Origin of the sequence: Streptomyces sp. NPDC014891, from assembly GCF_043081085.1 — a bacterium.
GTDB lineage: Bacteria > Actinomycetota > Actinomycetes > Streptomycetales > Streptomycetaceae > Streptomyces.
The window spans coordinates 1-24732 of record NZ_JBIBWF010000022.1; the positions used below are offsets into that span (position 1 = coordinate 1).

23 protein-coding genes, 1 tRNA gene and 4 pseudogenes are annotated in these 24732 nt (G+C 67.5%); 18 read left to right on the forward strand and 10 right to left on the reverse strand.

What is annotated here, in order from left to right:
* Positions 1-2132: 2132 nt before the first annotated feature.
* The 8 genes and pseudogenes from ACF09E_RS35425 to ACF09E_RS35460 form a co-directional block, all read left to right on the forward strand.
* Positions 2133-2597: a hypothetical protein gene (locus tag ACF09E_RS35425; RefSeq protein ID WP_187283810.1), complete on the forward strand. Its 465-nt coding sequence runs from the start codon at positions 2133-2135 to the stop codon at positions 2595-2597.
* Positions 2598-2840: 243 nt separating this feature from the next.
* Entirely contained in the window at positions 2841-3329 is a 489-nt protein-coding gene (locus ACF09E_RS35430; RefSeq protein WP_392210407.1) for a hypothetical protein, read from the forward strand.
* Between the two features lie 197 nt (positions 3330-3526).
* Positions 3527-3859, forward strand: a pseudogene (locus tag ACF09E_RS35435) (competence CoiA family protein); the annotation flags it as partial.
* A gap of 47 nt (positions 3860-3906) precedes the next feature.
* On the forward strand, positions 3907-4998 hold the full coding sequence (locus ACF09E_RS35440) for a hypothetical protein (RefSeq protein ID WP_392210444.1): 1092 nt from the start codon (positions 3907-3909) through the stop codon (positions 4996-4998).
* Positions 4999-5129: 131 nt separating this feature from the next.
* A pseudogene (locus ACF09E_RS35445) lies at positions 5130-5255 on the forward strand (helicase associated domain-containing protein); the annotation flags it as partial.
* A 117-nt stretch (positions 5256-5372) separates the two neighbouring features.
* On the forward strand, positions 5373-5957 hold the full coding sequence (locus ACF09E_RS35450) for a S1 RNA-binding domain-containing protein (protein WP_392210408.1): 585 nt from the start codon (positions 5373-5375) through the stop codon (positions 5955-5957).
* Positions 5958-5988: 31 nt separating this feature from the next.
* Positions 5989-6920 (forward strand): IS5 family transposase gene (locus ACF09E_RS35455; RefSeq protein WP_392210410.1). Its coding sequence is split into 2 segments (ribosomal slippage): positions 5989-6384 and positions 6387-6920, totalling 930 coding nucleotides; the frame shifts between segments, so codons are not numbered across the junction.
* 12 nt (positions 6921-6932) lie between these two features.
* A pseudogene (locus tag ACF09E_RS35460) lies at positions 6933-7548 on the forward strand (helicase associated domain-containing protein); the annotation flags it as partial.
* A gap of 290 nt (positions 7549-7838) precedes the next feature.
* Here the strand turns inward: ACF09E_RS35460 and ACF09E_RS35465 are convergent.
* The 4 genes and pseudogenes from ACF09E_RS35465 to ACF09E_RS35480 all read right to left on the reverse strand — a co-directional run bounded on the left by ACF09E_RS35465 (position 7839) and on the right by ACF09E_RS35480 (position 9990).
* A complete protein-coding gene (locus ACF09E_RS35465; protein ID WP_392210412.1) occupies positions 7839-8369 on the reverse strand; it encodes a hypothetical protein in 531 nt (176 codons plus the stop codon).
* Between the two features lie 824 nt (positions 8370-9193).
* A pseudogene (locus tag ACF09E_RS35470) lies at positions 9194-9502 on the reverse strand (Ku protein); the annotation flags it as partial.
* A 100-nt stretch (positions 9503-9602) separates the two neighbouring features.
* Positions 9603-9685: transfer RNA gene (locus tag ACF09E_RS35475), tRNA-Arg, on the reverse strand.
* 50 nt (positions 9686-9735) lie between these two features.
* Complete coding sequence (locus ACF09E_RS35480; RefSeq protein ID WP_392210414.1) at positions 9736-9990, reverse strand: hypothetical protein; 255 nt, start codon at positions 9988-9990, stop codon at positions 9736-9738.
* A 302-nt stretch (positions 9991-10292) separates the two neighbouring features.
* On the opposite strand from ACF09E_RS35480, the gene ACF09E_RS35485 reads away from it, so the two are divergent.
* On the forward strand, positions 10293-11366 hold the full coding sequence (locus tag ACF09E_RS35485; RefSeq protein WP_392210415.1) for an IS110 family transposase: 1074 nt from the start codon (positions 10293-10295) through the stop codon (positions 11364-11366).
* On the opposite strand, the gene ACF09E_RS35490 is transcribed toward ACF09E_RS35485, so the two are convergent.
* A complete protein-coding gene (locus ACF09E_RS35490) occupies positions 11361-11891 on the reverse strand; it encodes an SMI1/KNR4 family protein (protein WP_392210417.1) in 531 nt (176 codons plus the stop codon). The two genes, ACF09E_RS35485 and ACF09E_RS35490, sit on opposite strands and share 6 nt — an antisense overlap.
* Before the next feature lie 249 nt (positions 11892-12140).
* Between ACF09E_RS35490 and ACF09E_RS35495 the strand changes: the two genes are divergently transcribed.
* Both ACF09E_RS35495 and ACF09E_RS35500 read left to right on the forward strand, forming a co-directional pair.
* Complete coding sequence (locus ACF09E_RS35495) at positions 12141-12305, forward strand: hypothetical protein (protein ID WP_392210419.1); 165 nt, start codon at positions 12141-12143, stop codon at positions 12303-12305.
* Between the two features lie 808 nt (positions 12306-13113).
* The gene (locus tag ACF09E_RS35500; protein ID WP_392210421.1) at positions 13114-13500 is read left to right on the forward strand and encodes a hypothetical protein; all 387 of its coding nucleotides are present in this window, start codon (positions 13114-13116) and stop codon (positions 13498-13500) included.
* Positions 13501-14044: 544 nt separating this feature from the next.
* On the opposite strand, the gene ACF09E_RS35505 is transcribed toward ACF09E_RS35500, so the two are convergent.
* A complete protein-coding gene (locus ACF09E_RS35505; RefSeq protein ID WP_392210423.1) occupies positions 14045-15742 on the reverse strand; it encodes a hypothetical protein in 1698 nt (565 codons plus the stop codon).
* 158 nt (positions 15743-15900) lie between these two features.
* Between ACF09E_RS35505 and ACF09E_RS35510 the strand changes: the two genes are divergently transcribed.
* The 4 genes from ACF09E_RS35510 (at position 15901) to ACF09E_RS35525 (ending at position 18722) form a co-directional block, all read left to right on the forward strand.
* Entirely contained in the window at positions 15901-16074 is a 174-nt protein-coding gene (locus ACF09E_RS35510; protein ID WP_392210425.1) for a hypothetical protein, read from the forward strand.
* Positions 16075-16205: 131 nt separating this feature from the next.
* Complete coding sequence (locus ACF09E_RS35515) at positions 16206-16904, forward strand: hypothetical protein (protein WP_392210427.1); 699 nt, start codon at positions 16206-16208, stop codon at positions 16902-16904.
* 201 nt (positions 16905-17105) lie between these two features.
* Complete coding sequence (locus tag ACF09E_RS35520) at positions 17106-17486, forward strand: hypothetical protein (RefSeq protein WP_392210429.1); 381 nt, start codon at positions 17106-17108, stop codon at positions 17484-17486.
* Between the two features lie 1083 nt (positions 17487-18569).
* On the forward strand, positions 18570-18722 hold the full coding sequence (locus ACF09E_RS35525) for a hypothetical protein (protein ID WP_392210431.1): 153 nt from the start codon (positions 18570-18572) through the stop codon (positions 18720-18722).
* A gap of 139 nt (positions 18723-18861) precedes the next feature.
* Here ACF09E_RS35525 and ACF09E_RS35530 read toward each other — a convergent pair whose 3' ends face one another.
* Together ACF09E_RS35530 and ACF09E_RS35535 are read right to left on the reverse strand one after the other, a co-directional pair.
* Positions 18862-19461, reverse strand: coding sequence for a hypothetical protein (locus tag ACF09E_RS35530; RefSeq protein WP_392210433.1), 600 nt, complete (start codon positions 19459-19461; stop codon positions 18862-18864).
* The gene (locus tag ACF09E_RS35535) at positions 19461-21158 is read right to left on the reverse strand and encodes an acyltransferase (protein WP_392210435.1); all 1698 of its coding nucleotides are present in this window, start codon (positions 21156-21158) and stop codon (positions 19461-19463) included. The genes ACF09E_RS35530 and ACF09E_RS35535 overlap by 1 nt, the downstream gene beginning before the upstream one ends.
* A 998-nt stretch (positions 21159-22156) precedes the next feature.
* Here ACF09E_RS35535 and ACF09E_RS35540 point away from each other — a divergent pair.
* Genes ACF09E_RS35540 through ACF09E_RS35550 form a run of 3 tightly spaced genes read left to right on the forward strand, consistent with a single transcriptional unit; the run spans position 22157 to position 23814 of the window.
* Positions 22157-22885, forward strand: coding sequence for a transposase (locus ACF09E_RS35540; protein WP_392210437.1), 729 nt, complete (start codon positions 22157-22159; stop codon positions 22883-22885).
* A gap of 50 nt (positions 22886-22935) precedes the next feature.
* Positions 22936-23142 carry a hypothetical protein gene (locus ACF09E_RS35545; RefSeq protein ID WP_392210438.1) on the forward strand — a complete coding sequence of 69 codons (207 nt, stop codon included), beginning with the start codon at positions 22936-22938 and terminating at the stop codon, positions 23140-23142.
* A gap of 42 nt (positions 23143-23184) precedes the next feature.
* A complete protein-coding gene (locus ACF09E_RS35550; RefSeq protein WP_392210440.1) occupies positions 23185-23814 on the forward strand; it encodes a hypothetical protein in 630 nt (209 codons plus the stop codon).
* Positions 23815-24076: 262 nt separating this feature from the next.
* On the opposite strand, the gene ACF09E_RS35555 is transcribed toward ACF09E_RS35550, so the two are convergent.
* Both ACF09E_RS35555 and ACF09E_RS35560 read right to left on the reverse strand, forming a co-directional pair.
* Positions 24077-24589 carry a hypothetical protein gene (locus ACF09E_RS35555; protein ID WP_392210442.1) on the reverse strand — a complete coding sequence of 171 codons (513 nt, stop codon included), beginning with the start codon at positions 24587-24589 and terminating at the stop codon, positions 24077-24079.
* Between the two features lie 72 nt (positions 24590-24661).
* Positions 24662-24724 carry a hypothetical protein gene (locus tag ACF09E_RS35560; RefSeq protein WP_392206104.1) on the reverse strand — a complete coding sequence of 21 codons (63 nt, stop codon included), beginning with the start codon at positions 24722-24724 and terminating at the stop codon, positions 24662-24664.
* Positions 24725-24732 lie beyond the last annotated feature (8 nt).

The window sequence follows — 24732 nt, forward strand, 5'->3', positions numbered from 1 at the left end:
GCGCGCGGTCTCCTGCGGAGACACGACGCGGAGTGACTGCGTCACTCCCCATGCTGCGGCGCCGCTGCGCGGCGCTCGGCTGGCTGCCTGAGGGGCAGTCACCTTCGGTGTCTGCGGGGTGGTGCGGTGAGTCGAGGGTGCGGGTCATGGGGTGGGGATTGATGTGTGGTTCGGTGCCCGCCTGCGGCGGCCTATGCTGCAGTAACTGGCATGTTTCTCTGCGTTGTTGATGGTCTGTTGGTGACTGGGGCAGGATGCCGGTCCCCTGCGGGCCGGCCGATACGGGACGTCTTCATTCTGTCTCGTGAAAGCATCAGGAGGCGTCTAGATCGGCTCTGTCGGCACGCGGGGTCCCATCAGTCCGCTAGAGAGCTGTCACTATCAGTGAACACTAGCAGCGCATCCAGATCATCAGGTGGTCTAGACCGAGAATAATCAAAGCGGTGCCTCCGGGCTGGACGCACGGTGCTCAGAAACCGAGGCCGAGACCGCAGAGCTGCGTCCACCACCAACCCCCATCACCAGACAGCCACATGACGAAAACGCAAAAACAGCACTCCCAGAACTCCAAGCGTCACATCACCACCCGCTGCACAAGGCACATAAGACAGCCCATCACACACGCCCAGCACCGCCCCTCTCCAGGACGAGACGAGCTAGAAGCACAGGGCCCGCGGCCCCGCACCACCAACCCAGCACCCAAAGTGCACAGCGCCACGCGCCCGGACCCAGGCGAACGGAGCGACAACAGGAGCCACCGCAAGACGAAGCAAGGCCACCACCAGGGCACAGCAGGGGCCAGTAGCCGGCAGCGCCGGGCTGGGGCGCAGCGTTGCGGCCGGCCCTGAGGAGTCGTGAACGCGACAGGCACCGTACTCGGTGCACAGACCCCCGCAGGACAGCCAGAACTGCAACAGGCCAGGGCGCGGGCATCAGAGATGCCAGACCGCGTATGCAGAAAACGCAAACACCACAGCCCCCTGCCTGCGTATACGGAAAACGCAAGTGCCACCAGCCCCTTGCCCGTATGTGCAAACCGCATACGGGCAAGGAAGCAACACCGGACACAGTGGTCTCCTGTGCAAGAACAACACGGCACCAACAGCCGCGGGCCAGGTCGATTTCCTCGGCCGATTCGGGACCATCCCCGCGCGTGCGAGGAGCAGTCCTGGTCCGACGGTACGGTGCTGCGCAGCCTGGGGCCATCCCCGCGCGTGCGGGGAGCAGTCTGCTTGACCTGCAGTTCTACCGCACAAGCAGCCCCGCCCCAACCACTTTCACCGAAACGGACAAAGCAGGCCCTAGCGTGCCACCCCCTAGTTTCTATCCGCCCCGCAAGACCCAGATCCGTTCTACGCGGACCATCGTTTTCAGCGAAGACCTCGCGGACGTGGTGGAAGCCGTCTGTGCGACCTCCAAGGATCTGGGGGTCGACGCGCACCACCTGGAAGATCCGAGTTGGCTGGGCTCTTGACCGTCACGCACCGTTGCACCGGCGGCTGAACTGGAGCGCTCGGACACGATCTCGAGCCTGGATTGTGCCGGAGCCTGGCCACGACGCCCTGCGGGAACCTCGGCCTCCTGGCAGGTGGGCGCGCAGTCTCGCGGCGTGGTTGTAGGAGGCGATGGAGGCCTGGGCGGCGCCAGCGGTCAGCAGGACCAGCGCGACCGTGACGGCCGCGGCGGATTCCAGGATCCGGATCATGATCAGACAACCGGCCGGGGCCCGGGGCGGGAACGGCCTCACAACGCACACCACACGCCCGGCCGAGGGCGGAGACGTTCAGCACATCGGTCTTGAAGACGCCGCACCACTCGGACGCGCCACTGGCCGGACGGGTCGGGCTTCCTGGACGCCGCGCTGAGCGCGGTGGGCGATGAGGAACGCGCGGGGTACATCGAGCTCTTGGAGGCGTTCGTGGAGGAGCACCGCGACCGCCTGGAGAAGTTGCTGCGCGCGTACGGGCCGGTCAGCAGGCCCGCCTCGCACGGCCGGTACGCGCTGGTAGGTCAGGGAGTTCAAGACCTCTGCCGGATAGTCCGCAATCGTCCAAAAGTATACTTCTGTGCCGCCGATCTCACCCGCAGACTGGTGCGGATCGGAGCATTCGCCCATGCAAGTAGGGGAACTGATGCGAAATATCATGCGCAGCACGGCCACGGTGGTCGCCGGAGTCCTAGTCACGGCGGGCGTGACGGTGTTCGGCGTCAGCGGGCCGGCCCAAGCGAGTCCCGCCGACTGCGAAGGCGGCGCGAACGGGTTCGTCGACATTCCCGACAACCTCAGCGGAACGGTCGGGACTCAGCGGACGATCGGCGGGGGCACCAGGATCAGCATCCAGTACGCCACGCTCGGTGGTGTCCAGCGTGGCTGGGCCAAGATCGACGGATGGACCCTCCCCGGTGACAAGGTGTGGATGGATTGGACCACCAACGGAGGCTCAAGCTGGTTGCAGTGCGGCCCCTTCGTCGTCGGAGCCCAGGACACCCCGAAGACGAGTGCCGCCAAGAACACCAGCAGCTCGTCCGCCTGGAAGTTCCGCGCCTGCGCAGCGCTGGCACCCGCTGGTCCCCCGCTGTGCACGAACTGGTGGTAGCTCCCTGACACCGTCCCGCCTTGTGCCCCGTACCTGACCCGCCAGGTGCGGGGCGCGGGCGGGCCGTGGAAAAAGGGTCGCCCTGAAGCCACGCCGAACGGCCTTCCTCCTCGGACGCTGCGCTCGTCGTCGCTGTCGCGGACGCGCCGTGAGCGGTCCGCTGCCGGGCTCACCCGGCAGCTCGGTGTCACCAGCCGTACCGCACGCCGCGACAGCGACCGCTCGCGCGAGCTGGAGCATCCCGTGGAGGGCACTACCGGCCACTCCGGCGGGTACCGGCCGAGCGCCGGCACCGCGATGCCGCCCCTGCTCCCGGACAGGGCCGAGGCCACTGCCGTCGCGCTGGGCACCGTGGTCGGCCGGCTCACCGGCATGGAGGAGACCCGTTCGGAGCCGGTTGCGGGAAAGCGCTGCTCGGGCGATCAGGATGCCGTCGGCGACGACGTGGTCGCCCACGCTCAGCCGTCAAGCCCGGCGCCCGCTCAACAAGACGGCGCCGTGGCCGCCGACGCAACCGTCGCCGTGCCGGTCCAGTCGGCGGGCCCCACGCCCGCCTCGCAGCAGACGTCCGTCGGAGCCGACGTGCCCGCAGCAATAGTCCGAGGTACCGCCCAGGGCACGGCCCAGGGCGTCGCGAAGACACTCATGGGCCCTGTGACGGAAGTGGCGATGGCCGACCCGCCCCACTGGCTCAGAACACTGTGGGGCCTCCTCAAGGGGCTGTTCCAGTAGCCACCGAGGCCGGGCAGGGCGATCCTCTCCGGCCTCCATGCTGCTGGAGAGCCGTTGTCAGTGGCCTCTGATATCCGATGCGTGTCGGATTCGCTGTCCTCATGCTGGATTGCCAGGAGATGCGATTCATGCCTTTCACCGCACTGCACCCTGATCTCGGCCGCCTCGACTCCACCCTCCCCGACCTCGGACGCGGCATGCCCTGGGGCCAGGTGCACAAGGTCCGTCCTCGTGTTCCGCTCGTTTGCCCCGAGTGCGCCTGGGGTGTGCACCCGAAGGTCTCGGGGTCTGGTGTGCGGTTCTTCTGCCACGATCCGAACCGGCCCCCGTCGTGTGAGCTGTCGAACGAGTCGTGGGAGCACCACATGCTCAAGCTGGAGATGGCGGGCGCGATCCGGGCGGCCGGGTGGTTCGCGGCCCTGGAGGTGCCGGCCGAGGACGGTTCCTGGCGAGCGGATGTGATGGCGTCGTCTTCGGACGATGCGGTGCGGATGGCATGGGAGGCGCAGTTGTCGCCGATCACCCTGGACGACATCGAGGCGCGCACCGACCGATACGCCGAGGAGGGCATCCGGGTGTGCTGGGTGTATTCGGGGGCGCGGCCGCCTCGGTGGATCAGCGCGGTGCCGGCGATCCGGGTGCGCCCTCCGCAGGGCCTTGGGTGGTGGACGACGGGCTCGCCGGGTTCGGGTACCGGGCGGGCCGGTGGGAGTTCCGCAACGAACCGCTGGACCGGTTCGTGCGCTGGGCGCTGGAGGGGCAGGTCGTCCCTGCCGGGGTGTTGCCCAGGTACCGGCGGGTGTACCGGGTGGTGAACGGTCAGCAGCGGCGGTTCACGCGGGACCGGTGGTGGACGTCGCAGAGGTCGGTCACCGATCAGGACAGGCACGAGGTGATGAGGCAGGGGCAGGAGGCCGCGCAGGCGGAGCGGGAGGAAGCTGCGGCGCGGCGCCGCGAGGAGCTGGCGGAGCAGGAGCGGGCACGCAGGGCCGCGGAGGAAGAGCGCCGCCGGCTAGAGCAGGAAGAGCGAACCCGCGTCTTCATGAAACAGATGGAGGCACGCTGGGCGGAGGATGACGCACGGCGGGAGCGGGAACGGGTGGAACGTGCGGCGCGCCTTGCCCGAGAGCAGGCCGAGAAGGAGGAGCGGGAGCGCCAGGCGTTGCAGACGGCTCGTGCGTGGTGGGGGCGGCTGTCGTCGAAGCAGCAGACCGAGTTGCTCCCGGCCGTCGCCGAGTACGCGTGGCGGACGTCGAGCCTGCGGCTGGACATCTCGGAAGAACTGAAGATCTGGCCGCAGTACGCCTACGGGGTCCCGCTCGTCGCCAGAGACCGCCGGCGAACCCTGTACGGGATCGTCCTCCCCTGCCCCGACCTCGCTGCAGCCTGCCCGGCCCTCAAAGGTGAGCTATCCTGGCCCGGAGCGCCACGGAAGAACGCGAACTCGCCCAGGTCCTCCCCGAAAACCGGATCGTGCACCTCGGCCTGCCCGAACACGAACAACTCACCATGGTCTGAATGCCTGCGGCTCGCCGCAGCACCCTCCAGCCGGCCTGCGGCCTCCGACTCGTCGTACCTCGCGTCTCTCCGATCTCACGGCAGCGTGGCCCGGGCATCAGAACTCACGAAACTGAGACAGCATCACCCCTCCCGCGATAATGCTCCATGACAGCGACGCCCTGCAGATCCCTCACTTCCAGGACAGTGACCCCACAGCTCTGAAACAACCCATGACCAGCGCATCAAGACCCCCAAGCCACGCTGTCTCTCACTCCACTGTCACAGAACCGAGAGATCGCAGCCGGCATGGTGTGGGAACCCGGCGACGAAGCCTGGGAAACCAAACTCGCCGCACTCCGCTCCTACCACCGTGCGCACGGACACCTCGCATCCCGACAAAACGCCGTCTGGGGCGAAGGCGCGGCAGACGGGGAGCAGCTAGGACTTGTCCGGCCGATCATGGTTCCGGTTGTTGGGGCACGGCGGGGCTTTAGTCTGTCGAGCTCATGGTCGGCCCGCGGTGTCGTGTGCCAGGGTGACGGTATGGATTGGCAGTCTGAGAGCCCGGAACTCTGGGCCTTTTTGGAGACCTTGCACCGCGGCGACATCTTATCTGGCACCGTTGCGGCGATCGAGCGGTTCGGGGTCTTCGTGGACCTGGACGACGGGCCTGCCCATCCGCTCTTCCCCGGTGTCGGGTTCATCGTCATCCCCGAACTGTCCTGGCGGCACCTCGACGCTCCCACCGATGTCGTTCACGTAGGCCAGCGGGTCTCGTGCGAGTTCCTCCAGTTCGACACCTACAACCTGGAGGCCAGACTCTCCTTGAGAGCACTGGAGCCCGACCCCCTGCGGGCCTTCGCCGACCGCACGCCGGTGGGCCAGGAACTCCGTGGGACGGTGGCGAAGGTGCTTCCCTTCGGCGTCTTCGTCGACCTCGGAGACGGGATCGCCGGGCTGGTCCCATTCAGAGAAGCCCCCGGTCAGCCTGCGGTGAGTCCGGTGAAAAACTGCGAGGTCGGCGAGAAGGTCACCGTCGTCGTCACGGAAATCGACCTGCCGACCCGCCGGGTTCGCCTCTCCAGGCTGAAGGTCGGCCAGGGCGAGGATGTCGTGCCGGTCACGTGACGGCCGGTATGCCCCAGCCGTTAATGCGAGCATGGGGCGGGGTGATCTGAGTGATGCCAAGTGGGAACTGCTGCGGCCATTCCTGCCGGTCAGCAACGGGCGTTGTGGCCGCTGGCGAGATCACCGACAGGTGATCGATGGGATCCTGCACCGGGTGCGGACCGGAGTGCAGTGGCGTGACCTGCCCGAACGGTTCGGTCCATGGAAGACCGTTTACGAACGCCACCGCCTGTGGTCGGCCGACGGCACCTGGGAACGCCTCCTCCAACAGGTCCAGGCGGCGGCCGACGCCGCAGGCGAGATCGACTGGGACATCTCGGTCGACTCCACCATCGTCCGCGCGCATCAACACGCGGCCGGCGCTCGCACCGACCCACTGCCGGCGCCCGGCTCAAAGGGGGCCGAGGAGCCAGAACATCAGGACGAAGCGCCGTGGCAGAGTCTGCACGCCCGCCTGGTAGAGGTGGTACTGGAGGCGAGGGCCTGGGCCGCTCGCGCGGCGGGTTCACCACCAAGCTCCACCTGAGCGCGGACGGCCGCTGCCGTCCGCTGTCCCTCATCGTCACACCAGGTCAGCGGGCAGACTGCACCCAGTTCATCGCGGTGCTGGAGAAGATCCGAGTCCCCAGACCGGGCCAGGGACGACCACGCAAGAAGCCCGACAGCCTTGCGGTCGACAGGGCCTACAGCAACGGCCCCGTCCGCGAGTACCTGCGACGGCGGGGTATCCGCCACACGATTCCCGAGAAGACCGACAGCCAGGCGGCCCGCCGGCACAAGGGCGCCTGTGGCGGACGGCCGCCCGGCTTCGATGAGGACCGCTACAAGAAGCGCAACACCGTCGAGCGGGCGATCAACCGCATGAAGCAGTTCCGGGCGGTCGCCACTCGCTATGACAAGCGCGGTTACGTCTTCCTCGGCACCGCCACCGCGGCAACCGTCGCGATCTGGCTCCGCACATGATCGGCCGGACAAGTCCTGGCTGTCGGACAACTCCTCACAAACCTCCGCCGCAAAGACGGCCTCGGCAGAGACCCTCAGCGGGCCACGGCGCGCGGCACAGCTGACCACGATCGCCCCGGACTGGAACTGCCCCTGGCCACTCGACTGGCAACGCCACCACCACGTCCTCGCCGACCTCGCCGCCGACGAGGCCGGTGGAGTGCTGCCCGACATCCAGCCTGGCGTACTGATGGACGGCGATGACATCGGACGATGGCTGGAGCGCCAGAAAAACCCGGGCACCTGGAAACAGCTCTCCGAGGAGCAGCAGCAGCGGCTGTCCGGGTTGGGCGTGAGGCCCGTTGAGCGGCCCGCCCCTGCCCCGGCAGCTAAGGGTGGTGCCGGGAAGGCGTCGGGGAAGGCAGCAGCGGCCTTCCAGAGGGGTGTAGCCGCCCTCGCGCAGTGGATGGAGCGGGAAGGCGCGGAACGGCCGGTGCCGCGAGCCCACGGCGAGGAGATCGCGGTCGAGGGCGAGGCGGAGCCGGTGACCGTCAAGCTCGGCGTACGGATCTCCAACACCAAAACCCGTCGTGACAAACTCAGCGAACAGCTCGCCGCCCTCGCGAAACTGGGCGTGGACTGGGTCTGACCAAGCCCTGTGTGCGAGAGCGCCCCGATTCGTCGGCGCCTGGTGGGCTTCGCTGCGTGGTCAGCGGGCTGTCGCCCTGGCCTGGTGCCTGTTGTGAAGTCGGTGGAGCAGCGTCCGGGTATGCCGTGTCAGCGGGCTGTGCTGGTCCTCGTCGATGACCAAGGCCATCAGATAGTGGTCGGGGCCGCTGCGCACGGCGTCGATGGGCATGGATGCCCGGAGGTTGGGCCAGTACCGGCCATGGGCGAACCCTGACGCCGCGCGCCAGGCGGCGGAGACCTCTCGGGCTTTCAGGCCGGCGTCCTCGACAGCTTCCCCGCCTCTGGCTTGCTGAGGGAGGCGGTGGGAATGCCGAGGGACAGGGCGAGGTCGGCTATGTCCTGGCGGCGCTCGCGACCGGTCTTTCCACCGGGGCCTGGCTGATGGTCTGTGTCCTCTTCGTGCTGGGCCCGGTTGCGCATGTCCTCACGCCACAGAGCCAGGGTGCGTCGGCGACGCTCCGTGCGGTCGTAGCCGCCCAGGATCCACACGGCCGTGGCGAAGTTCTCCAGCGCTCCGCGCATCAGGGTCCACGGGCTCTGCGGGTCTACCTCTCCGGCATGCACGAGCCTGCGCAGCGCATCGGCGTGGGCGATCCCCGCGCTGTAGGAGCTCCGGATAAGCGTGGACGCGGAGTACATGCCCAACGGTGCATCGTCCGTCGCGAGGCTGCTCGACGGCTGCGGTGCCGGCAACTGCCAGTAGGCACCCTCTCCACGCAGTTGCTCCACGTCCTCGAACAGCGGCTGCAGGTACGCAAACTTGAACCCAGGCCGTGTCATCACGCCAGGGTAGAGACAACCTCTGACAGAAGGCACCACAGAAGTGGCCCAGCTCATCGTAGAGCGGGGAGCAGGCCAAACTCCCTGCCGAAGAACAATCCGGACGGACGACCATCCCCGCGCGCGGGGAGCAGCCATCGTAGGTGCCGATCTCGCCGGCCCAGATGGGACCATCCCGGCACGTGCGGGGAGCAGCTGTGTCGGAGTACGGCCTCAGCTGGCTATGGCAAGAATTTCGTAGGCGGAGATCATCTCGGTGGCACGGTCGTCTGGTCTGCATGACGGGCAGCCTGTCGTTTCCCTCCGTTGAACTGGCTTGTCTGTGAACGTAGTTGACCGCTGTACAGGTCGTGTCGGTTGATGCCTCTGATACTGGCGTAATGGTTCTCGCCTGTACGAAGTCCGGTGTTCCCGCGTCCGGAAACCCGGCCCGCACCACCGCCGGGTTCTGCTGGCCCTGGTCCCGCACCCGCCTCGCGGCGCCACAACACTCCCCCTCGACATCACCATCGATGTCCCCGGCACACATCCCACCGCCGAGACCCGGACCTGGCACGCGGCCTGGAACGCTGTCGCCGCCCTCACCCACCCCGACGACGGACGCCCCTCGCCCCCACACACAACCAGCTCTAGGCCACCCACACCGGCAGACACGAGCAGATCGGCTGCATCTACACCGCACAAGGCCTCGAATACCAGCACTCCGGCGTCATCATCGGCCGCGACCTCACCTGGAACCACGACCCTTGGGAAGCCCACCCCCACCACAGCCGCGACGAACCCCTCCGCCGTCTGCCCCCCCCGATCAGGCCGAATTGGACGGCGTCGACGTCGCCGGCGGCGATGAACGCCACGACCTCGACCGCGCGGGCGGTGGGCAGCGGCATCCCAGACAGGTCGTCCTCGGTGATCGGGATCAACTGGTCCTTGCTGACCTCGTACGCCTTGCCGATGTCGTCCTCGGTCAGGACCTGGCCGTCGATCTCGCACCGCTTCTGATACCGGACCCGCCCGCCGTCCTCCAGGTGAACCTGCCGGAAGTGCACATCACGCGACTCAGTCGCCGGCTCCAGAGTGATCGGCACGGTCACTAGACCAAAGCTAATGGCGCCGTTCCACATGGCTCGCGGCATCGAGTCGCACTCCTCGAAGGACGGCCCCCCTGGGCTCTGACCTCAGGCTAAGCAAACTCCCGCCGTGATCGCACGACCGACAACAGAGGAAGAGTGTGAACGGCCCCGCCGGGATTCGAACCCGGGTTTCCAGCTCCGGCGAACCGGCGACCGGCGTCCTTGGCCAACTAGACGACGAGGAACCCCCGGCAGGCTACGCGGCGCAGGGACCGCGGCGCACCGGAATTGTGGTGTCAAGGGCCGGTGACGCGGACGCGGAGCTCGTAGCGGGCGCCGGTGCTGATCGCGCGGGCCTGCTCGACGAGGTCGGCACCGGTGAAGCCGAGGAGAGCGGCGTCGGCAGCCCCACGGAGCAGCTCGGCGGTCGGCCAGCCGCGGTGCGAGGCGGCGAGGGCGGCGTAGGCCTGCATGTAGGGCGCGCCGTACGCGCTCGCCGGATCCGGGACCAAGTGGTCGATGTGCTGTGCGCTGACGGTGATCTCACCCATGGCCCGCTCCCGTACGCCCGGCAGGCCGGGAAGAGGTCCCGGCCCTCGTGCTCACGACCGTACGAGCCGGGTCTGACAGTGAGGATGTACTCGGCATCCCTCGAGGGCCTGACTCCGGGTCTGACTGACGTTTTGGCTGTCCGTGGATTGAATCGTCGGCCTTCGAGGGATGCCACCGTGTGTGCTCGCGGGTGTCCGTGACCTCATAGGAGCTCGGCCACCAGCCTCATCACTGTCTTGTCCGTCGGCCCGGGCAGCACACGCCGATCCGGTACCCATACAGAAGGACGGCAGAGCCGAGCATGACAGCGCCCGAGATAGCGGTGATCGGCGGAATCGACACCCACACCGACGTCCACCAAGCCGCAGTGATCGACTCGGTCGGCCGCCACGTGGACACGCAGCCGTTCGAAACGAACTCGGCCGGCTACGAGAAACTGCTGGCCTGGCTGCGTGCCCAGGGCGAGGTCATCGCGGTCGGGATGGAGGGCACCGGCGCCTACGGCGCCGAACTCGCCCGGTTCCTCACGGCCAGCGGCATCACGGTCGTCGAGGTCGACCGGCCGGACCGAAAGGCCCGGCGGGCCCACGGCAAGTCCGACCCGATCGACGCATACGCGGCGGCCACCGCCGTCCTGTCCGGCCGCGCGAGCGGAACCCCGAAGAGCCGGGACGGCGTCGTGGAAGCGATCCGCGCGCTGCGTGTCGTCCGCAAGAGCGCGGTCAAGGCACGGACGCAGACCATCAACCAGATCCGCGCTCTTATGGTCACTGCGCCCTCCGCCCTGCGGGAAAAGCTGCGTGGGCTGCCCACCAGCGTGCTGATCGACACCCTCGCCCGGACCCGGCCCACCGGTGACCTCACCGACCCGGCCTGCGCGGCCAAGACGGCACTTCGCCGCCTCGCCCGGCGCTACCAGGCCCTTCAGCAGGAGATCAAAGATGCTGACGCGGACCTGGCTCCCATTGTGACCCGGGCGGCACCGAGCCTCGTCGCACTGCCCGGGGTCGGCACGGAGACGGCGGGCCAGCTACTGATCACCGCCGGAGACAACCCCGACCGGCTCCGGTCCGAAGCATCGTTCGCGCACCTGTGCGGCGCCGCCCCGGTCCCCGCCTCGTCCGGCCGGACCAACCCTCACCGCATCGACCGCGGCGGGGACCGCAACGCCAACAGCGCCCTCCACACCATCCTCCTGGTCCGCATGCAGTACGACCAACGAACCCGGGACTACGTCGCCAGACGCACCACCGAAGGCATGTCCACCAAGGACATCATGCGGTGCCTCAAGCGGTTCGTCGCCCGCGAGATCTACAGGCACCTCAGGAGCACGAGCATCCTGAACACGGCAGGCTCGGCCGGAGCCAGATCATGACGCCGACCGGCTGCCGTCCGCGTCATCAAGGTCGAACGATGCGGACGGAGTCAGCCGCTCGACAAACTCCGTGAAGTCCGTCGCGAGCGGGAGCTCCGTGCCGTCTTCCACGTCGAACCACGTCACGGACGGCTCCCCGAGCCGGCCGCAGGTCCGGTAGTCGAGAGCGATCCAGCAGTGACCCTCACCGGACAGCAGAACCAGAGGCGAAGGAAGACCCCACTCCTCAACCAGATAGCCCGAGTCCAGCAAAGACGGCTGGCAGTCGTGACGGCCGATGCCCATGATGTCGTCGAGCGGAACGTGGTCCTCGCTCCACGACGTCGGCACGTCCGTCGGGAACGCGTTCCACGACTCCGCCACCAGGCCGCCGTTCTGGACTCGCAGGATCTCCAGCAACGAGGCCGGCAGGCGGACACCGAGCCGCCGCTCGGCATCCTGCACGACCGCATCGGTCAGCGATGGCTGAACCCCATACAGGCCCTCGCCCCAGAACGTCGCCTTCACCTCATCGAACCGAGCCACAAACGCATCCTACGGACCCAACAGATCAGCTTGACGATCTATAGGAGCTTCACTCCCCAAGGCGAGGCCAACAGCTCCGGAATCCGCCGCGCCATAGAACGTGCCGCGCGAGAACAGACCCCCCGACACAACCCGGAGAGGAGTTGCGTGCCTAACCGGCCGGTCCTCCACGGTGCTGCCCACACCACGTGGCCAGTGCACCCAGCCCAGTGGGCGCCCATTTTTCCTAACGTTGGAGGGACCAGCACCATGACTCAGACCCAGACTGTCTACCTGCTCGCGATCGTCGTCACCGGGATCGTAGCCTGCGGCCTCGCGCTCCTCGCCTACACCCGGCCCCGGACCGGCATCCCTCTCACGATCGCCGTCGCTGTGGTGGCGATCTCCGCAGCGCTCCTCAAGCCCGGGTCATGACCAGACGAATGGTCGTGGACGAGATAGACAAGACTCACCTCTACCTGGCCGTCGAGGAGCTGTTGGTCGACCTCCACCTATCCGACTCTCCGCCGTATGTCACCGTCGGCGGAATGGCAGCACCTCGGCCACGTCGGCGTTCTCCTAGAGGGCGTTCTCGGCAACTGGCCGGACCGGGAGCACAGTCGGTCGCACCGGCTTCGGCCTCGCGTGCCGAGGACCATCCGACGGCAGAAACGTGGAACCGGAGATCACGCGGCCCGGAGTGGCAGTCACGAACTGGGTTCTCCTCGGGCGGCCAGCGGTGCCTGCCGACGTGTGCCGTGCCGGTGCCGTGCCGGTCGCCTCAACGGCGTCTGAGGCGACGCGCCGCGCGCGGCAGTACGGGGCCAATGCGGAGAGGCGGGGGCGGAGCTTGCGGGTCTCGGTACTTGGCATGTCGGGCGTCTGGTGCTTTGACGGGACCCTCAAAGGCCGCACGTGTGACTGATTTTCGACTCCCTACCAGCAAGTAGTTAGGGCATATGGTTCCAAATCGAAGATGACAAAGGTGGCTAACTACCCCGTTTACAGACCTTGTTGTGGCGAGATCAAGAAGGGTGCACGAAATGCGAACCCCCGAAATTTCATGTATACGGGTCTTGGGCCCGCTTCCCTTCTTCAAAGGAAAGTTGGGCCTTCGTGCTGTCGAGGGCCGGGCTTCTCCCGCGAAGAGGTGGAGCCCGGGCCCGCAGTGGGTCCGGTGAGCAGGGGCCCGCCTCAAAGATGTCCAGTCCTGGCGGCGGGCCCCCGGACCCAAGGGGCCATCTTGAACGTAACCCTCGCCGCCAGCAGTCTCATCCTGGCGGCCAACACTGAACGGGAGGCGACGTCGCTCGACATCAGGTTCGACCTGATCAGCGGCTTCTTCCTCCTCCTCGCCCTGGTGATCGGCGCACTGGTCTACCAGTGGACAGCGCCGGCTCCCACCGCGACCCACCAGAACTCCAAGGGCGAGCGGCTCATGTACGCAGTCGTGTCGGCGGCCGCCGTCATCGCGATCGGCACCTACTTCGGCGACGGCTTCGGTGGAATCGAGCGCGTGGAGAAGACCAGCAGCGAGAAGAAGCACGCGGCCGCCGTCCAGCTGGTGCTCACCGAGCATCCAGACCAGCAGCGGAACGTCGAGCACGGCACTCCGAACCTGCCGCGCTAGGAGACGCGCCGCGCGAGCACGACCGCCGTCGCCGCGTAGGTCGCCAGCCGCCGCGGGCGCTGCCTCATGCGGGGTCCGAAGGGGGGCACTGACACATTTCGGCTCTACCCCCAAATAACTGAGGGGAGAATCTGGTGGCGATGGGAAGCCGGAGACCTGCCGGGGTGCCTCCAGGACGACGAACGCGGGTGGCGGATCCCGTCGAGGCGCTCCTGGCCGCCGGCTTCCGGATCAACGCGCCGGCACCGCCTGAGGCCGTCTCCCGCGCCGGAGACGGCCGCGCCGATCAGAGCGAGGTCGATCTTGATGCGGGACGTGCCGGGACAGCCCGTCCTGCGCCCGTCCGCGCCGTGGTCAGCCACCTCCTCAACAAGGTCGGCGACTGGCCCCGTCACCTGCCCGGATCGCCGATAACGGCATACAGCGATCCGGGCCGCACACCCCACCCCCAAGGCGCCCCGGCGAAACCAACCACAGCCGACAGTGGTAAGCGTGACCCGGAACCGTAGTGCCGGAAGGGGGACCAGACAGGGATGGCGGTGTCTCACAAGATGCCGATGACATCGGCAAGCCACAGGCCAGCGGCGGTACCGAACTGCTCTGTCAGCGCAGCGCACACAATCCAGGTTCCAAGAATGACCGTAAAGAACTGCACCTGCCGCACGAACGGCTTTCCTCTGGAGATATACAGCAAGACGACTCCTCCACCCACCGTGAGGAGGAGGTTCAGCATTACAGCGCCTCCGAGCCGTGTGTTGGTAGGCGTCAGGTCTTCGATGCCGATGGCAGTTGTGGTGAGTGATGCCACCAGAGCGGAGAGGGGGACAAGTATCCATACCGTGATCATCAGTAGGCGGCGGCCTTTACCTTCGAGAAAGGTCTCAGTGCGCTCGTGGGCGGCCAGAAACGCGGACCGCTCCTCCTCGTCAGCTCCCAGAGCGGTCACCAGGGCAAGGAAAGCAGGCCGAGGGGCCGGCAGTTCTGCGCCGTTCTGCCAGGCGGCGATACGGTCATGTTGTTCCGCGACCGCTGTGTCTCCCCAGGCGGCTTGGGCCATCCGCTCCAAAGTCCAGACGTCACGGCCAGCTCTGGCGCGCAGAAGTCTTAGCGACCAGCTGAGCTCGAACAGGGTGTTGGTTTCGGACAGCGGGGTGGTGAGCGATCGCTGTTTATTCCTGGAGAAGATCCTGTTCAGGACGTTGTCCTTGCGGCTGGCTGCGTTGTCCGGGACAACGGCGACCGGCGCCGGAGAGATGTCCTGTGAGGTAGCGAGGACGTCGGTGGCAGGACGGTGGTCTGCGGCGGGCGCGGAAGTGGACTCGCCCGTCTCGCAGGCCGCCGCCACGTGGGCGGCGACGGCTGTCCCCTGGACGACAACGGGCCCGGAGGTGTCTGCGGGATGGTGGTGCAGGCCGAGGTCTTCACGGAGCCCATTGAGTTCCTGGTCCTGCTCGGCAAGCTCGGCGGCAGCCTGGTCCAGGGCGTCGGCCATGCGGTCCAAAGGAGGCAGGACCGGCTCGAGGGCCTCCGGAGAAAGGAGGGCGCCGTTGGTGTCCGGTTCGTCGTCCAGGGCGTGGCGGGCCGCGGCCTTGGCCTGCGAGGCCTTCTCCTCGGCCACCACACGTAGTTCATAGGCGTGGCCAGCCGCGCGGCGGGCGTGTGCAAGCTGGGCGTCGGCCTGCCGGTGGAGCTCCTGGGAACGCTCCAGAGCACGCTGGAGCTGCTCGACCTCAGCCCGTGCTTGCTGTCGGGCCCTGTGGCGTTCGGCACGCAGTTGGACGCACTGGTCCTGCAGGACGGACACCATGCCCTCCAGCTGCACGCACCGTTTCTCGGACGTGGCCAGGCGCCGCATGGCCTCGAGTTGCTGGAGCCGGGCGTCGTCCAGACGCAAAAGCGCGGTGGCGGCTTCCGAACGCCTCTCGGACACCCGGGCCGCGAGGGGGCGGCCGGCTTTCAGGTCTTCCTCCGCTTCCTCCGCCGCGCGGCGCAGCGTGTGCCCTTCGCGGCGGAGTGATTCGCGCAGGCGGGGCTCACGGATCAGCTTGTCGACGAGGTCGTCCACGAGCTTCTCGTCAGGAAGCCGGGTTCCGTTGCGCAGCCCGGTCCACGACGTCTTGGAGTGGGAAAACAGCCTCTCCAGTTCCCGCACCTGAACCCCGTTGGTGACCTTGCGCACCCACAGGGCCAGGTCGTCGGCCTGCTCCGTGCGCCCTTTCAATTCACTCAACGGCCGTGCCATAACCGCCCCTCCCCACCGCTCCGCCTACGGACAACTGGCGGTTGTCCACGAAAACCGGCCCGCCACCTGCGGCGACACAACCGGGCCCCACCGAACAATCTCATGCCCCGTCACATTGGAGTCACCTAAACGGCCCAAGTTTTCCGGAGGTGTCTCCTATGCCGGTTCCCCGCCCGCCCAAGCCCGCCCGCAAGACCTGGCCCTACGCCGTCGTCGCCGTCCTCGTCCTCGCCGTCAACGCTGGCTGGCCCGCCGCCGACGTCATCAAGCTCGCCACGGTCCTGCTCGTCCTGATCGCCCTCGTCGTCCGCGCCGGGCCCGACGACTCCTGAGCCACGGCCGCTGGCCTTGCCCGTCTCCGGCCCTTCCCATGGCCGGACGTCCCTCACCAGGTGGTGCGGGACGTCCGGCTGCCGAGAACCTGTCAGTGGCGCAGCCATGCGCGGCAAGGATGGTGCCGGGCGTGATCGGCGGTCTGCTGGTGGTGTCAGCGAGCGAGCCCTCGACGAAATCATTTGACGGCGTCGGGAGAATGCCTGGCATGGGTACAGACATCAGCGGCTTCATCGAGTACCGGGCGCCGCAAGACGATCAGGAGCCGATTTGGTACAGCGCACACGACCTCAGCTCCCTGATCGATGATGTCCGTAACTACGACGCGTTCGGCTGTCTCTTCGGGGTCCGCAACTATGCGAACTTTCGCCCCCTGGCCGCAGGCAGGGGGTTCCCCGCTGATGCCTCGGCCGCCGTGAGTGCGCGGTTCGCCCAGCTGACCGATTGGTACGGCGAGGACGGCTTTCACAGCACCACGTGGATCACGTGGGCCGAGGTGAAGGCTGTCGACTGGAACGAGCCCGCAGCGAAGCCCGACCGTCGGCTTCACGAATACCGCCAGACTTCGAGCGGGCTCAGGATGACGGGGAAGGCCTCCTGGAGTGGCGCATTCGCCGAGGCTGTCGGTCTCAAAGCGGGCGAGATGCGGGAGTGGCCCGAAGGAAGTGAGTGGCTCGTCGGGGACACGCTCTACAGATCCGTCACCATCCGCCGCAGAGATGCCGTCACCGAAACCGGCGAGTGGCAACCCGTATGGGAAGCCATGGAAGAACTCGCCGAACTGCACGGCGACGACAACGTGCGCCTTGTCGTGTGGTTCGACGACTGAGCAGGATATTGCGACCGCGCATCGCCGCTGGACGTCCCTTCCGGATCATCTCGCTGACCAGCTGATGATGGCGGCGATGTGGAGGCCAGCGAGGTAGATGGTGGCGGTCCCGGGCATGAACGATCACGATGCCGCCGCCAGCCACCCGGCGACGGTTGCCGGGGCGTTGGGCTGGTGCCATCACCCCCTCAGAATGGGCGCATGGCTCCACTTTCCATCGACCCGCGCCCGTTGAACGCCGACGAGCGTGCAGTACTTGAACACATCCTGTCGGCGGAGTTCGATGGCGCGTCGCAACTGCGGAATCAGCTGCACCGCACCAAGGTGACCGCCGTCTGGGGCCCCGACTCCGTGAGCGTCGATCTGCGGGTCCGGGAACCTTGCGAGCATGCAGCGCTGCCGACAGAGCTCGTGCCCGTGGACGCGCACGTCCATGACCCATCCGGCGCCTACGCCGGCGAGATCCTCGTCTGGACGGACCGCGGAGCCACGCTCGCGGCCCTGGAGTTCGCCTGGGTCACCGACGAGATGCCCACGTCTCTCCCGGCCGTCGTGGACGGCCGGCTCAGCTGGCCGTCCTGACGGCTCCACCCACCCTCAGCGCTCTTATCGGCGGAGAGTCAGTTGCCTTAGCTGATCGGTAAAGAGATGGATTTGCAGCAGCTGCCCTTCCAAGCTCTCCAGAGCATCGTGGTCGCCGTCCCGCGCGATCCTCTCAAGCCTTGCGGACAGCTGAAGCAATCGTCCAACTAGCTCCTCGTGGTGCTCGTACCTTACGAACAGCTCGTGCTCCTCCTGGGGACTCTTCGCATGGAGCCGACTGGCTTCCAGGTGCACCCCGATCACACCGAGCAAAGAGTCAAGGGCGCGGATGCGGTCCTGAAGAAACACCTTCCGAGGAGCCACGGAGGCGTTTCGCATTCACTGTCCCGAGTGCTCCTCCGGACGGGGTCAATGTGGCGCCCGAGCTCCGTTCCCTCCGGTTGGGGCACGCTGGGATGCGAGTGACTGGGTGGCACAGGCACGCTCTCTGAGCGGTCCTCCCTGCCGCCCTCCCCGTCATCCGCGAGACCGGGCCGCTCGCCTCGTTCGTTCTCCGTGGGGGGAGGAATGGCGGGTGCCGGGACCCTGAGCGGCGGTGGAGGCGGAACGTACTGTCCGGCCTGTTCCGGAGAGCTATCAGCGGGAGGCAGCGGATCATCGGAGGCCGCGTCGTCCCACAGGGCGTGGAACCGCTCGACTTCTGCCTTGGGGTCAGCCCGGGGGGTCTTCCCGGCGAGCACCGTCACAAGGACGTCAAGAAGTCCCCAGGCGGGAAGGCGCGGCTGCGTGAACGCGTCGTGGATTCGGCTCGGGCTCGCGACACCGTGGCCGAGGGCGCGGGACATGTCGCGGACGGAGGGCCATCCGGCACGGCGGTGGAGGGCGTGGAGCTCCAGGCTGAGGGTCTGCAGGGGCCCGGGTGGCAGGGACGGTGCTGTCAGCTTGGGCACGCGCGCTCCGAAGGCTGTCCGGTGGTGTCCATTTCTGTCCGACGGACAGATTATCGCGTCCTAACACGTAGGCCTGCGTACCGAGTTGTGGCCCGCTGTCAGAGATCGTCCTGGCGGCCTTTGAGGACTCGAACCTGATGGAGTCCGAACAGAACTCACCCGGGAGCACGGCATGTTCAACGAAGAAACGGTGCTCGGTCTTCTCGCTCATGGGCTGCTGACGGAGCTTCCCTCCAGCCTCATCACGGCCGTCATCACGGCCCTGGTGGTCTGGGGCGTCCGCCGCTATCGCAGGCGCCGCGACGCAGAGGGAGACCAGGGCTGAACGCGTTGCGGGGTCCCGGAGTACAGCTCCGGGACCCCGCAACGGGGCGCGCTGGATGGTGGCCGTAGCTGCGGTGCGAAAACGCCCCGTCCCCGGCATTGCAGATGCCGGGGACGGGGCGTGCTGCATATTCGGTGGGTCAGGCGCCGATGCCGACCGACGAGACGTGCGCGTAGGCGTTGTAGTCGGAGTCGAGGTCGCTGATGACGTCGTCCCAGATCTCATCAACGGTGTCGGAGTCCTGGGCGGCCCAGGCGTCGACGAGGTCGCCCCAGATGTACCGGACGGTGATGGAGCGCTGCTGGAGAGTGGGGCGCAGCCGTTCGGCGGGTACGTGGCTCTGGTCGACGGGGTAGATCTCCATGCGGCGGCCGCGGCCGTCGTTGTCCAGGTGGCGCTTGAGCCAGCCGGAGCGGATCAGGTTCTCCCGGCGGCGGTGCCAGTAGGCGCTGTCGATGCGCTCGCGGTTTGCCGGGGTGGGGGTGGACTTGCCGCGCATCCAGGAGCGGATCGTGCGGGCGGTGACACCTTGCTCCCTCAGCGCTTCACGGCCGGCCGGACTGTCGAGGTAGCGCAGACGGGCGTTGAGGCCTCGCTTGGAGGTGACAGGCGAGGCGATACCGGAGGAGTAGACGATCCGGTTCAGCTCCAGGATCAGAGCCTCGCCGCCCTTCATGCCCCGGGTGTTGAACTTGCCGAATTCTCCCCATCGGGACCACAGGTCGGGCGACCCTGCCATCAGCGCTTACCTCCCCGAACATAGGTGTTCTTTTCCTTGACCTGGTTCAGCTCTCGGCCCTTGGGAAATACCGGGCGCCAGTCTCCCACGACGTGGAGTTCGTCGGTGCCGGAAATCTCAACAACCTGAAGTCCCGCCTTGTGGGCCTTGTGGGCCTTCATCCACAGATTTGCGAAGGCCTTCGCGCGGATGATGTGCATCCAGTCCGGGCGGCGCAGTTCCCGGTTAGCACTGGACTCCCCGATGGTGGAGACGAATTTGGAGTACATGGCCTTCACGTAGGCGACGGTCAGATCGTCACCCGCGGCCAGAGCGGTCTTCCGGGACTCGGCCAGAGCCCGGCGGAGCTTTTCCAGCAATGCCTCCGAGGCGCCGGAGACGAGGGAGCGGTGGATCACCGGGGCATCCGCGAGGCCCTGGCGGGCGCAGTCGAGGAGCAGGCGGAGCGTGGACTCGCTGACCCACAGCTCCCCGGGCTCCATGCGGTTGCCCAGCGGGTTGGGCAGGTCGCTGTGGTCCCAGCCGGCGGGGGTGATGAGGTGGACGCCGGCCTTCTTCGGGTCGTGGACGCCGCTGGTGTCCTCGCGCAGCTGGCCGATCGGCAGCCACGCCTTCATCGCGGACAGGTAGGCAGCGTTCATATCGAGGGCGGTCACCTCGATCTCCTCGCCGCGCTTGGCCGCCGCGAACAACTCGGGGTTACGCCACTTCGGACGGCCCTCCCAGATCTCGTCCGCTCCTTTCTCCGATTTCTTCTTCAGGATTTCCTGCGTCGGCGGGAATTCCGAATACTCGTACCGGCCGCCGACCCGGGACGCTTTGAGGAGCGTCATCACGTCAGCAATGGCCATCTTGATCAGCTCGGCCCGCGCGGCCTTCATGTCGCCGGAGCACGTCGTGCATGCGGCCGGTGATCTGCTCCACCAGCGACCCGGAGGCGTACCCGGGCGCACTCCGCCGCGGCGCCGGCGACGCTGCGACCGCGGGCTCGGCGGGCGCGCCCGGGGCCGGTACGACGGGCTCGGCCGCAGCAACCGGAGCGGCCGGGGTCTCGACGCCCGCCGGCGGCGCGCCGACGGGAGCCGCAGGAGCCGGGACCTCCTCCGCGGCCGGGACCGCGGCCGGGGCGGAGGCCTGCGGGTGCTGGCGGCGGCGACGGCTGCCGCGCACTCCTCCGCGGTCAAGTGCTGCGGAAACCCGTCGAGTTCGTGCTGTGCGGGCTGCCCGCACAGCACGCACGGCCCGGCCGCCGGCACAGCGGCAGGGCGCTCCGGCGGCACAGGGGGCGAGGGGTTGCGGCCGGTGGTGCGGACGAGGGTGTCGGCCGATCCGGCGCGCTCGCGCTCCACGGCGGCAACGGTGGAGGCCTCCTCGTCGAGGACGGTGGCCGCCGGCGGGGACGGGCGCTCGGCGGCCGCAGGAGGCGAAGGGGCCCCGGCCGGCTGGAGGCTGGAGAGCGAGCCGTGCAGCACGCCGGCCGCATGCGTGGGACTGGCCAACAGGTCGAGCGGATGCAGCCGGTAGTGCGCAGCGAGGAGGTCGACATCCTCCAGCGACCAGTGCGCCCGGCCCGACTGCTTCCGGGACACCTGCGCCTGCGACTGCCCAAGACCGGCAGCCAAGTCATTCTGTCGCTCGCCCGTCCGCGCCATGAGCGCCGCGACCGTGAGCCTGAGGACTTCCTCGGTACCCATCATGATTGCGATCCTAGTATCCCGTATGCGATATTTGCATGGATTGGCATCACGCGGCGGGCAGTCCGGCCCTTCGCCCGCCAGGCCGGCTGAACCCCGGCGGCACAGCCCCGCGGACCCGACCCGATACGGACCAAGAGCGGTCGGTGAGTATCCGCGCCCCACGCACCTGACGGATGTACACGGCCGGGGCGAGCCACTCCCACCCCTCGGAGGGGTCGTCGATGCGGTCGCCGTTCTCGCTGTCGGCGGCGTAGTACTGAGCCCCCATCGCGGTCTCTCCCTCACCCTGTCGGCCCCCTGGTCGCGGTCAGCATGGCATGAGAACCCGACAGCGCAGGCCGGTCATACCTCTCGCCGATCGCGGCGATCAGGACGGTGGCCTCGAAGCGGACGGCGAGTTCGTCGAACCGGGTGGCGACCGCCCGGTTGCGCTTCAGCCGGTTGGTCCCCGCGCTCGACCGTGTGCCGGGCTTTGTAGTCCTCGCGGTCGAAGACCGGAGGCCGCCCGCCCGCGATGCGGGACGAGGCGCAGAGCCGATTTCCAGAACACGGCCTAGCTTGATCTTTAACGTCTGGGCCGTAGGTCAGCCGCTGAAAGGGGGCGAGGCGACCTCATACTGCGTGCGACCATCTCGGTATGCGCCTGGTAGCTGACGGAGCCACACCGACCCCACGGTTGGCACTGGTGAAGGACCTCGAGACTGACGACGGGTACGCCTTCGAGCTGGCGAGCCCGCTCTTCCTTGCTGCCGGGGATCGAATCGCTGTTGAAGATGGCAGGCTTGTCGTCGTCCAGGCCAGTGGAGAGCGGCTGTCACCGGCCGGCGACTGGTCTACTCGTTGCGGGCCAGGGTCCCCGCAGCGCCGGTAGAAGCCCTCCTCGAACGGCGCGTCGTACTTGATCACTCGGTTCGGTATCCGCCGGACGTAGAAGCGGTCTTCGTTTGAACATGTGCTCCGACCAAGGAACACACACGTCCAGCGCGAAGGCCGTGAGGATGAGTCTGCAGCATCACAATGCCCGGCGAGATCCGCTGGCGGAACTGGGTCGCTTCCGAGGCGAGTTCTACTCCTGTCTGACCGATCGTTCGGATGCCCTGTTCGAGCTGGCGGACCCGGTTTCGTGCGGTGACGGTCCGGTGAGGTCGCTGGCCGAGCTGTCGCTCGTGGGCGAATGCCGCCGCGGGCATGGCAGGCTCTACGCAGCCCTCACCCAGGGCCGGGCCGACGCCGACCGGATGCGGCGGGCCCCAGGCCTCGCCGCTGCCACGAGCCGTCGACGGCCGGCTGGTCCTGGCCGTCGACGTCACATGCTGGCTACGGCCCGACGCCACCGCCACCGCACGGCAGCTGCGCGACCTGGTCGAGCGGCAGTCTCCGCAGGTCAGTGGCAGACCGGCGACCCCAATGTCCTCGTCATCGCGGACGCCGGATACGACGCGCCCCGCCTCGCCTTCCTACGGAGGGACCTGCCGGCGCAGATGCTGGCCCGGGTGCGCTCGGACCGCGTCCAGCGCCGGCCGACACCTCTGCGGGAGCCTCACACCAGGGGCCGCCCGCCCTGGCACGGCGGCAAGGTTGTCTTCGAACAGCCCGACACCTGGGGCACCCTGGACACCCAAACCGTCGCAGGCACCCGCCTCTACGGCACCGCCCTCACACGCTCCTGGGAACGGCTCCACCCAGCAACATGGTCGTGCACGACCAGGGCATCACGGTGTGGGTGAACGGAGGCCATGACGCCGAGGTTTCGACATGAACGGCGGATTGGTGCCGTGTGGGCACCAGCGGCGGACCGAAGACGTGCGCCCTGGACGGCGGTGACGGCCTGAGCCACCGGCTCCTCGCCGCCGCTTCTTTGGGACAGGAGATCCTGCCGATGTGGCAGTGGACCAACGAATCCGACATCGCCGGCAGCGACCGCATGGGCGAGATCCGCCTCGGCCAGCAGCACCTCCCCCTCGCCCAGGCCGATGCCAGCTGAAAGCCCGTGGCGGTGCAGCAGTGGGTCCGCCATCATCCCCACATGATCGTGATGCAACCCGCTCTGGAGATCTCCGCCGCCGCCGACTTCGCACTCTGGCCGGTTGGCGAGCACGGTTCATACGGCTACCTTGTGCTGAACGGGGAGCTCACTCCGGAAGAGGTCGGCACAGCGGTCAGGCAGATAGCAGCCTGCAACGACTTCGAGCCGGAGGAGGAACACGGACCGTGCCCGACCGACCCGCTCGGCACCTTCCTGCACGGGCTGCTCACCATGCCTGACTTGTTCGCCGCCGGCGGCTTCCGGGTGACCGACAGCGCCACCGGCATCGTCTTCGTCGACCCGGGCTGCTGCAACGGCCTGGAGACCTGGCGAAACTGGCTGGAGGTGCTCGACGGCACCGGCTGCTCCTCCTTCGGCCACGATCCGTCGTCGATGGCCGAACGCGTTGGCACCATGGTCCGGCTGACGTTCGACGCTTACGGGACGGACCACAGCCCGGTGATCGAGCTGCCGGTAGACCAGGCACGCAGGCTTGTCGCGGGCGCCCAGCAGGATCTGCAGGCCTTCCTCGGACGTGCCGGGAACTGGGCTGAGCAACACCTGCCCGCACACGCCGCCGGCGTCACTGCCGCCCTGGCACGGGCACTGGACCTGGCGCCCACACAATGACCAGCTTCCTGACCCACCGGGCGCACGTGCACGATGCCCGTCTCCCGCTCCGCCGCCGGCACAGCGCGCTGCGGACCTGCATCACCCTTTTCGCTCCGTACGGCTTCCGGGCGACGTACCACCACCTCACGCTCAGCGCCTCGATCCCCCGGCGGCTGGAAGCGGACCCGGCCGCGCTGGTGCGGGCGGTCCCCAATACAGAACGCCCCCACTCCATAAGGAGCAGGGGCGAACACAAGGCGTAGCGGGACTGCCGGTTTAGTCAGGCACAGAATTCTGCCTTCTTTGCAGTGGGGTGAAGGCCGTCGTCGATTTTTATAAGGCCCTCTCCGCCCATCCATCCCCCTGATCGTGCGAACTTCTGCAACCCGTTGTCAACGTTCCCGGATGCGCCAGTTGACCAACTGCCGTCAGCGGTGTCGAAGGCGGCCGTGATTCCGTACAGCTTCGTGTTCTTCGGCCACGGCTTGTAGTCCATAGTCCAAACGGTACAGGGTGGCATAATGCCAAGTGATTTCACGTACAATCCCCCTTTCGCTCCCTCTTCCGTAGCGGCAATCCAATAGATGATCTCTACAGAGTCCACGGTGTCCAGGTTGCGATTCGTGAGCGTCCACTTGGGGGCAGTGTCACTGGCAAACAGAGTGATTCTGCGGACATACTGATCCATCTTCTGTGATGCCTTGCTGCCTTCCTCAATCTGCTGATTCTGGTACGTGGAATACGCGACGTAGGTTGATGCTGCGGCAGTGATGACCGTCATCAGCGCTGCCATGCCAGCGAGGAAAGTTCCCCAGGCAGACAGCCAGCTGTGCCGCTCGCCCCTAGGGCCTGTCTCCTTGAAGGGCTATGGGCGCCATTCCTGCTGGTAGGCGGGGTGCTCGGCGTATGACTGGCCAAGGACTCGCAGCGCGTATG

What these genes read in the sequence shown, in the direction of transcription:
- ACF09E_RS35425 (WP_187283810.1), top strand. Translation starts at nt 2,133, where the DNA reads ATGCGAAATATCATGCGCAGCACGGCCACGGTGGTCGCCGGAGTCCTA.
- ACF09E_RS35450 (WP_392210408.1), top strand. Translation starts at nt 5,373, where the DNA reads ATGGATTGGCAGTCTGAGAGCCCGGAACTCTGGGCCTTTTTGGAGACC.
- ACF09E_RS35465 (WP_392210412.1), bottom strand. Translation starts at nt 8,369, where the DNA reads ATGACACGGCCTGGGTTCAAGTTTGCGTACCTGCAGCCGCTGTTCGAG.
- ACF09E_RS35480 (WP_392210414.1), bottom strand. Translation starts at nt 9,990, where the DNA reads ATGGGTGAGATCACCGTCAGCGCACAGCACATCGACCACTTGGTCCCG.
- ACF09E_RS35485 (WP_392210415.1), top strand. Translation starts at nt 10,293, where the DNA reads ATGACAGCGCCCGAGATAGCGGTGATCGGCGGAATCGACACCCACACC.
- ACF09E_RS35495 (WP_392210419.1), top strand. Translation starts at nt 12,141, where the DNA reads ATGACTCAGACCCAGACTGTCTACCTGCTCGCGATCGTCGTCACCGGG.
- ACF09E_RS35505 (WP_392210423.1), bottom strand. Translation starts at nt 15,742, where the DNA reads ATGGCACGGCCGTTGAGTGAATTGAAAGGGCGCACGGAGCAGGCCGAC.
- ACF09E_RS35510 (WP_392210425.1), top strand. Translation starts at nt 15,901, where the DNA reads ATGCCGGTTCCCCGCCCGCCCAAGCCCGCCCGCAAGACCTGGCCCTAC.
- ACF09E_RS35520 (WP_392210429.1), top strand. Translation starts at nt 17,106, where the DNA reads ATGGCTCCACTTTCCATCGACCCGCGCCCGTTGAACGCCGACGAGCGT.
- ACF09E_RS35525 (WP_392210431.1), top strand. Translation starts at nt 18,570, where the DNA reads ATGTTCAACGAAGAAACGGTGCTCGGTCTTCTCGCTCATGGGCTGCTG.
- ACF09E_RS35530 (WP_392210433.1), bottom strand. Translation starts at nt 19,461, where the DNA reads ATGGCAGGGTCGCCCGACCTGTGGTCCCGATGGGGAGAATTCGGCAAG.
- ACF09E_RS35535 (WP_392210435.1), bottom strand. Translation starts at nt 21,158, where the DNA reads ATGATGGGTACCGAGGAAGTCCTCAGGCTCACGGTCGCGGCGCTCATG.
- ACF09E_RS35540 (WP_392210437.1), top strand. Translation starts at nt 22,157, where the DNA reads ATGAGTCTGCAGCATCACAATGCCCGGCGAGATCCGCTGGCGGAACTG.
- ACF09E_RS35550 (WP_392210440.1), top strand. Translation starts at nt 23,185, where the DNA reads ATGATCGTGATGCAACCCGCTCTGGAGATCTCCGCCGCCGCCGACTTC.
- ACF09E_RS35555 (WP_392210442.1), bottom strand. Translation starts at nt 24,589, where the DNA reads ATGGCAGCGCTGATGACGGTCATCACTGCCGCAGCATCAACCTACGTC.